The organism is Sphingobacteriales bacterium, from assembly GCA_012517435.1.
Lineage (GTDB): Bacteria > Bacteroidota > Bacteroidia > CAILMK01 > JAAYUY01 > JAAYUY01.
On sequence record JAAYUY010000127.1, the window covers coordinates 1 to 6,458 of the forward strand.

Genomic DNA, 6,458 nt, shown 5'->3' on the forward strand with positions numbered 1-6,458 from the left:
ATGCTGTCGCCTGTAATATCAATATCATTGGTGTATTTTTTATCATTATTGAAATCAAACCTGACAGAATCGTCATAGCCCACAAAAGTCATGGCGTGGTCAACGGGGTCGCTCCATGCGGTAATAATTCTTTTTTTCTGTTCGTATTGCCCGAGTGGTATGGGGCGTGTGATGGCATTGGCAATTCCGGCAGAAAAACAGGCCAATCCACCGGCAGAAGAGCCGTTTCCATGGTCATACATCCATCTTTTCAGGGTTTCAAGCCCCTGAGGAGTCCCGATTTTTATTCTGTAATAATCACTTACCCGGTTTCCCATACCGCTTTCATACTTATCATATCCGCTCATCCAGCCATTGTCGCCCAAAGGATTCAGTCCGCCATAGGTCTTCAGGTTGGGGACACCGTTTTCCTTGATGATTTGCCAGCCATCCGTGTAATTGGAGCCGTTTTTACCGCTTCCTCCGTTCAGAAAATTGTAGGTATAATGTGAAGGGTATAAATTGACTGAGTCTGTGGAAGGCACTCCCCGTAAATAGTTTATTTCATAAGTAAAAACGTAAGCTACACCACTGTTTTGCGAACAACTGCCATCTGCCTGAAGGACAATGCTTCTGAAATAAGGCAGCTTTGCGTTGTTAATTCTGGACGGAAGGCTTGCCCTTTCCGTATTTTCCGGCAATACCAGCTCAGGTATTTTACTTATTTCAGCCTCAGAGAGTTCACGGAATCCACCCACTATCCACGGTTCTCCGAAAGGGTCAGGGTTTATATTCCTGATTGTCTGCCCCCATCCAACAAAAGGGAAGATGATAATCAGCAGAAATGTCTTTTTAATCATGCTTGTCTGCAATTAATTTTTGGGCAAACTTATTATTTTAATTGAAGAAGATGTCTGATCAGCCTTTATTTTCTTAATAACAATTCTCATCAGACAAGTGCAAAGATCAATTAATCCTTTAAAAAACAGCCATTCCATCAACCAGATGTTACAATCTTTTTAACAAAAATTCCAGCCGGAAGGCCTGTCAGCAGCCTAAATTGTCTCAATTTTTTCAGGAAGAAGTTTACCTCAAACAAAACAGGGTAAGTCTATATTTGCAGCCTGAAAAAATCATCTGTATGCATATAGAAATCAGGAATCTTGTCAAAAAATACGGGGAACAGGCAGCCGTGGATGATGTCAGTTTTGAACTGAAAAGCGGAGAAATACTTGGGTTTCTCGGACCAAACGGAGCAGGCAAAACTACTACCATGCGTATTATCAGCTGCTTCATTGCACCGACTTCAGGGGATGTTTTGCTCGATGGGACATCAGTATTCAACAATCCGGTTGCATTCAGAAAAAGAATTGGCTACCTGCCGGAGAATAATCCACTTTACTACGATATGTTTATTACTGATTTTCTTGAGTTTATGGCAGGTTTACAGCAGATGGAAAAATCGAGGATTCATCACAGAATCAAAGAAACGATTGATTTTGTCGGACTTGGAGCGGAAAAACACAAAAAAATCGGAGAACTTTCGAAAGGATACAAACAAAGGGTTGGGCTTGCTCAGGCATTGCTTCACGATCCAGAACTCCTGATACTGGATGAGCCCACCTCAGGCCTCGACCCCAACCAAATCATTGAAATCAGGGATCTGATCCGAAATCTGGGAAAACATAAGACTATCATTCTTTCCACACATATATTACAGGAAGTTGAAGCAGTATGTGATCGCCTGATTATCATCAACAAAGGTAAAATAGCGGCAGATTCCACACCGGGCCTGCTTCAGCTTCAGATGAGCGGTGGCTACAGGCTTCAGGTCGAAATTGAAGCTGATGTTCCGCAAAACAAAATTGAAGAATCGCTCAGACAACTTGAACATCTGCTCGAACTTTCGTCAATATCTTCAAAAAAAGCTCATTTTCAACTCACTACAGCAGAGCCTTACTTGCTGAAAAAGAAACTTTTTGAGCTTTGTGCAGAGAAAAAATGGTATCTGCTCGAACTTCACCAGAGCGAAACAAGGCTGGAAGATATTTTCAGACAACTGACCATTCAAAATTGAAAAACTATGGAAAGCATCTGGATTATTACCAAAAAAGAACTGAACAGTTTTCTCGATTCCATGACAGGATATATCCTGCTGGTGTTGTTTCTCGGCTTCAGCGGATTTTTCACCTGGCTTTTCGGCAACGACATTTTCATGATGAACGAAGCCAGTCTTCAGGTGTTTTTCAGCTGGAGTTACTGGACATTGTTTTTCTTCATTCCGGGTTTGACGATGAGAAGTGTGGCGGAAGAAATCAACAGCGGCACCATTGAACTGATTGGCACAAAAGCCATTTCATCAGCCCAGATGATTGCAGGAAAATTTCTGGCTTCCTGGTTGCTGGTGATGACAGCCCTTGCCCTCACCCTCCCCTACTACCTGACAGTCAGCTCTTTGGGAAAAGTTGACCATGGCGCTGTCTGGGGTGGTTATTTCGGTTTGATTCTGGTTAGCGGAGCCTATATCAGCATCGGTATTTTTGCCAGCAGCATCTCCAAAAATCAGATAATCGCATTTCTTACCACCTTGTTCATCGGCATTTTCTTTCAGTTTATCTTCGACCTCATCTCCAAGGCTTTCTTTGGCCTTCCTGCTGCCATTCTGAGCTATCTGAGCGTTTTTAACCATTATAGCTCTCTGCTACGCGGTGTTTTCGACCTGAGAGATATTATCTTCTTTATTAGCCTAATTGCAACAGGTTTATTTTTAGGCAACTATATGGTTTCACGCAGATTGTTAACGGAATAAAGCTATGTACGAAACGAAAAAAAATGCACAGCTGAGGATTGGCATCATCCTGCTCATCATCATTGTCATTAATATTCTGTTCAGCCTGATTTATTTCAGGTTGGATTTCACGGCTGATAAAAGATATACCCTCAGCACCACCACCAAAAATGTGTTGAAAGAGCTGAAGGCTCCTGTTACCGTAACTGCTTATTTTTCAGATAAATTGCCGCCAGATGTATTGTATATTAAAAACGACTTCAGGGATTTACTGACAGAATATGCCAGTTATTCGAGAAAAAAAGTGGTCTGGTCTTTTATGGATCCGTCAAAAGATCCGAGGGTCAAGCAAAAGGCACTTCAAAAAGGGATACAGCCCATGTTGTTGAATATCAGGAAGAAAGACAAGTTTCAGCAGCAGGAAGTTTTCATGGGTGCGTTGGTGCAGTATGGTGAAAAGTTTGAAGTAATACCCGCTATTCAGCCTGGTGCCCCCATGGAATATGCCCTGACCTTTGCCATCAACAAATGTTCGAAAACGGAAAAAGCACTGATAGGACTCGTTCAGGGTCAGGGAGAGGCTCAGCTGAAGGATATCAGTTACTTGCAGGAAATATTGTCGGACCTTTACCAGTTTGAAGAATTCACACTCACCGATACCTCAGTCATTCCTTCCAGATATAAAGCCATTGCGATTATCAATCCGACCGATTCTTTTACAGAAAAACAACTGAAAGAACTTGACGGCTTTATGGGTGCCGGTGGACGTCTGTTGCTGGCTTACGGATTGGTAAAAGGAGACCTGAGCCAGATGCCTCCCATGGCCAACCTGAATGCCACCGGTATTGAAAACTGGCTGAAAACCTATGGCATTGAACTCTTGCCGGATATGGTTTACGACCTGCAAAGCTCCCAGATTACAGTCCAGCAACGTCAGGGAAATTATATCATTAACACTCCTGTTGACTTTTTTTATATCCCGTTTTTCAGCAATTTTGCCGACCATCCGGTTACCAAAGGCCTCGAATCCATGATTTTACCTTTTGTTTCCGAAATAAAAATCAACAGTCACGACACTAACATCAAAATCACCCCGCTCCTGATGAGCAGCGACAAAGCCGGCAGCGAAAGGGTTCCTTTTTACATTGACCTGACGAAACAATGGTCAGACAACGATTTTAACCGTTCCTCCATACCCGTGGCAGTGGCTGTGGAAGGTAGCCGCTATGGCAACCATAAAGCAAAGATGATCATCATCACCAATGGCGATTTCTTCCTGAATGATGAGCAGGGACGACTTCAGGGTGCTCCCGACAACCTCAACTTCATTGCCGGAGCCATCGACTGGATTTCAGATGAATCAGGACTTGCCGAACTGAGAACCAAAACCATACAGACCCGCCCCCTCAGGCAAATCAGTGAAAGCAGAAAAAACTTTATCAAATATCTGAATGTCGTTTCCCCTATTCTCATTGTCATCCTGTATGGCATACTCAGGTGGAGAAATCAGAACAGAAAAAGAAAGCAATTTTTAACGGAAATTTAGGATATGAAACTGAAAAACAGTCATTTATTACTATTGCTCGGACTTCTGATACTTATCGTGCTGGTGATTTATTTTGCCGGGAAAAAGTCGCGGCAAGGTGATTTACCCGATAAATTCATCTCTTTCAGCAGTGAAGACATTCAGCAATTGGAGATTATCCCTGCTCATCAACAATCTGAGGCTTTCAAAGTCGTGAAAATTAACGGCAGGTGGTATGTTCTCTTTAAAAAAAGTAAAATGATGGCGGATTCTTCATTTATTGACCGGACTTTTGCTGAAATTGACAAACTCATTCCTTCTCGTCTGATATCTGAATCGAATGAAGACTGGAAAACCTATGGGGTTGACAGTAGCGGGACCCTGCTGATCCTGACATCCGTAAAAGGAGAAAAAGCAAAAATTATCATCGGAAACATGACTTTTCAGGACAACATTTATGTCAACACCTATATCCGTCAGCCGGAAGACAACAGGGTTTTTGCAGCCGAATGTTACATGGAAGGCACTGTCAGAGCTTCAATGGACTCATGGCGGGAAAAAAAGATGACCATGCCCCTTTATTCTCTGAATTTTCTGGAAATTCAGTCTGATGACCCTGCCGGTAAAGTCATCAGCATAAAAAAAGAAGGCAACATCTGGAAAGCCGGACAAAAAGATGCCGACACCTCAGTCGTCAATTCCCTGATAAAAAAATTGGCAAAAATCAATGATCTGCCTTTACTTAAACCGGGATTAGCACCCGGCACGAAAGCAGAACTGACCCTGACACTTGACTATGTTCAGCGATTTAAAACAACCCTGTATTGTTATCCTGATAGACAAGGCTTTCTGATTGGTTCTTCCGTTAACCAAGGCAATTATGTTGTAGCCGATTCTCTCTTTTATAGTGAATTTAAATCGTTGATATTCAATCTGAAATAATTTTTCAACTCCTTTCAAAATTTTGCCTGATGAAAAAAAAATCAAACAGGTCAAAGACAAAAAGCATTCTTATTGACTACCTATTACTGTTTATAGGTATTTTATCAGCCGGTTTTGGATTAAAAGGCTTTTTACTCCCGAACAATTTTATTGATGGCGGAGCAGTAGGTATCTCCCTGTTGATTGCCCATTCAACCGGAATACCTTTATCGGTGTTACTGATTGTGGTCAACGCTCCCTTTATTTTTCTCGGAATCAGACTGATAAGTAAGGAATTTACGGTTAAAGCTATCTCAGGGATTATTTTGCTTGCGCTGGCTGTTCAGTTTTTACCCTATCCTCAAATCACTTCCGATAAACTGCTGGTAGCTGTTTTCGGTGGATTTTTACTGGGAGCAGGAATAGGTTTTGCGGTAAGGGGTGGCGGTGTCATTGACGGTACCGAAATTCTTGCCATCTCACTCAGCCGAAAAACAGGCATGACCATCGGAGATATCATCCTGATTATCAATATTATCATTTTCAGCGTAGCCGCTTATCTTCTTTCAGTCGAAAATGCACTTTATTCCATGTTAACTTATCTATCTGCCTCAAAAACAGTTGATTACATTATTGAAGGGGTGGAAGAATTTACAGGAATCACCATAATTTCCGACAAAGCCGAAGAAATACGGGAAATGATCACCATGAAACTCGGGCGTGGGGTTACCATTTTCAAAGGCGAAAAAGGACTCAAAAAAGATCATGCTTCAGAGCCAATCAATATTGTTTATACAGTCATGTCGCGTCTCGAAGCCGTCAGGTTAAGCAATGAAATTGAACTTATAGACCCTGCAGCTTTTATCATCAGCCATAAAATCAAAGACACCAAAGGCGGAATGATAAAGAAAAGAATTTCAATGAGATAGAGCAAATTTTCATGTTTAGTTTTTGCCGCCTCCGGTCTTTTTTCCAGAAGTAACGAAATTTTTTTGCAGCGCCAATATTTATGTATGAAATGACAAGTCTTTGACCTCCATTTGCTTTTCTTTTTAACTGATTTATCTCAGAAGACGTAAGTGCTATCCCCTTGAAAAACAAATCAACCCAGATTACGCAATAAGATTTTTTCTAATGCTTAGCAATAAGTAATTTTGTTGAATGAAATTTAATATAAAGTTTACCAATAAAGAGATTACACCGTGGTCAGGTTTAGTCTTTTTGCGAAATATGATGAGAAAAATG

The 6,458-nt window shown here is 41.5% G+C and carries 6 protein-coding genes; 5 read left to right on the top strand and 1 reads right to left on the bottom strand.

Features of this window, described 5'->3' with window-relative positions; all coding sequences use genetic code 11:
• The coding region (locus GX437_07315) for a hypothetical protein (protein ID NLJ07461.1) at nt 1-839 on the bottom strand (839 nt) is incomplete at its 3' end.
• A 281-nt stretch (nt 840-1,120) separates the two neighbouring features.
• On the opposite strand from GX437_07315, the gene GX437_07320 reads away from it, so the two are divergent.
• From GX437_07320 to GX437_07340, 5 genes are read left to right on the top strand one after another with little or no spacing between them, the layout of a single operon-like run.
• Nucleotides 1,121-2,056, top strand: coding sequence for an ATP-binding cassette domain-containing protein (locus tag GX437_07320; protein ID NLJ07462.1), 936 nt, complete (start codon nt 1,121-1,123; stop codon nt 2,054-2,056).
• Between the two features lie 6 nt (nt 2,057-2,062).
• On the top strand, nt 2,063-2,788 hold the full coding sequence (locus GX437_07325; GenBank protein ID NLJ07463.1) for an ABC transporter permease subunit: 726 nt from the start codon (nt 2,063-2,065) through the stop codon (nt 2,786-2,788).
• 4 nt (nt 2,789-2,792) lie between these two features.
• Nucleotides 2,793-4,313: a hypothetical protein gene (locus tag GX437_07330; protein NLJ07464.1), complete on the top strand. Its 1,521-nt coding sequence runs from the start codon at nt 2,793-2,795 to the stop codon at nt 4,311-4,313.
• A gap of 3 nt (nt 4,314-4,316) precedes the next feature.
• Nucleotides 4,317-5,234 carry a DUF4340 domain-containing protein gene (locus GX437_07335; GenBank protein NLJ07465.1) on the top strand — a complete coding sequence of 306 codons (918 nt, stop codon included), beginning with the start codon at nt 4,317-4,319 and terminating at the stop codon, nt 5,232-5,234.
• A gap of 29 nt (nt 5,235-5,263) precedes the next feature.
• Complete coding sequence (locus GX437_07340; protein NLJ07466.1) at nt 5,264-6,142, top strand: YitT family protein; 879 nt, start codon at nt 5,264-5,266, stop codon at nt 6,140-6,142.
• Nucleotides 6,143-6,458: the final 316 nt, after the last annotated feature.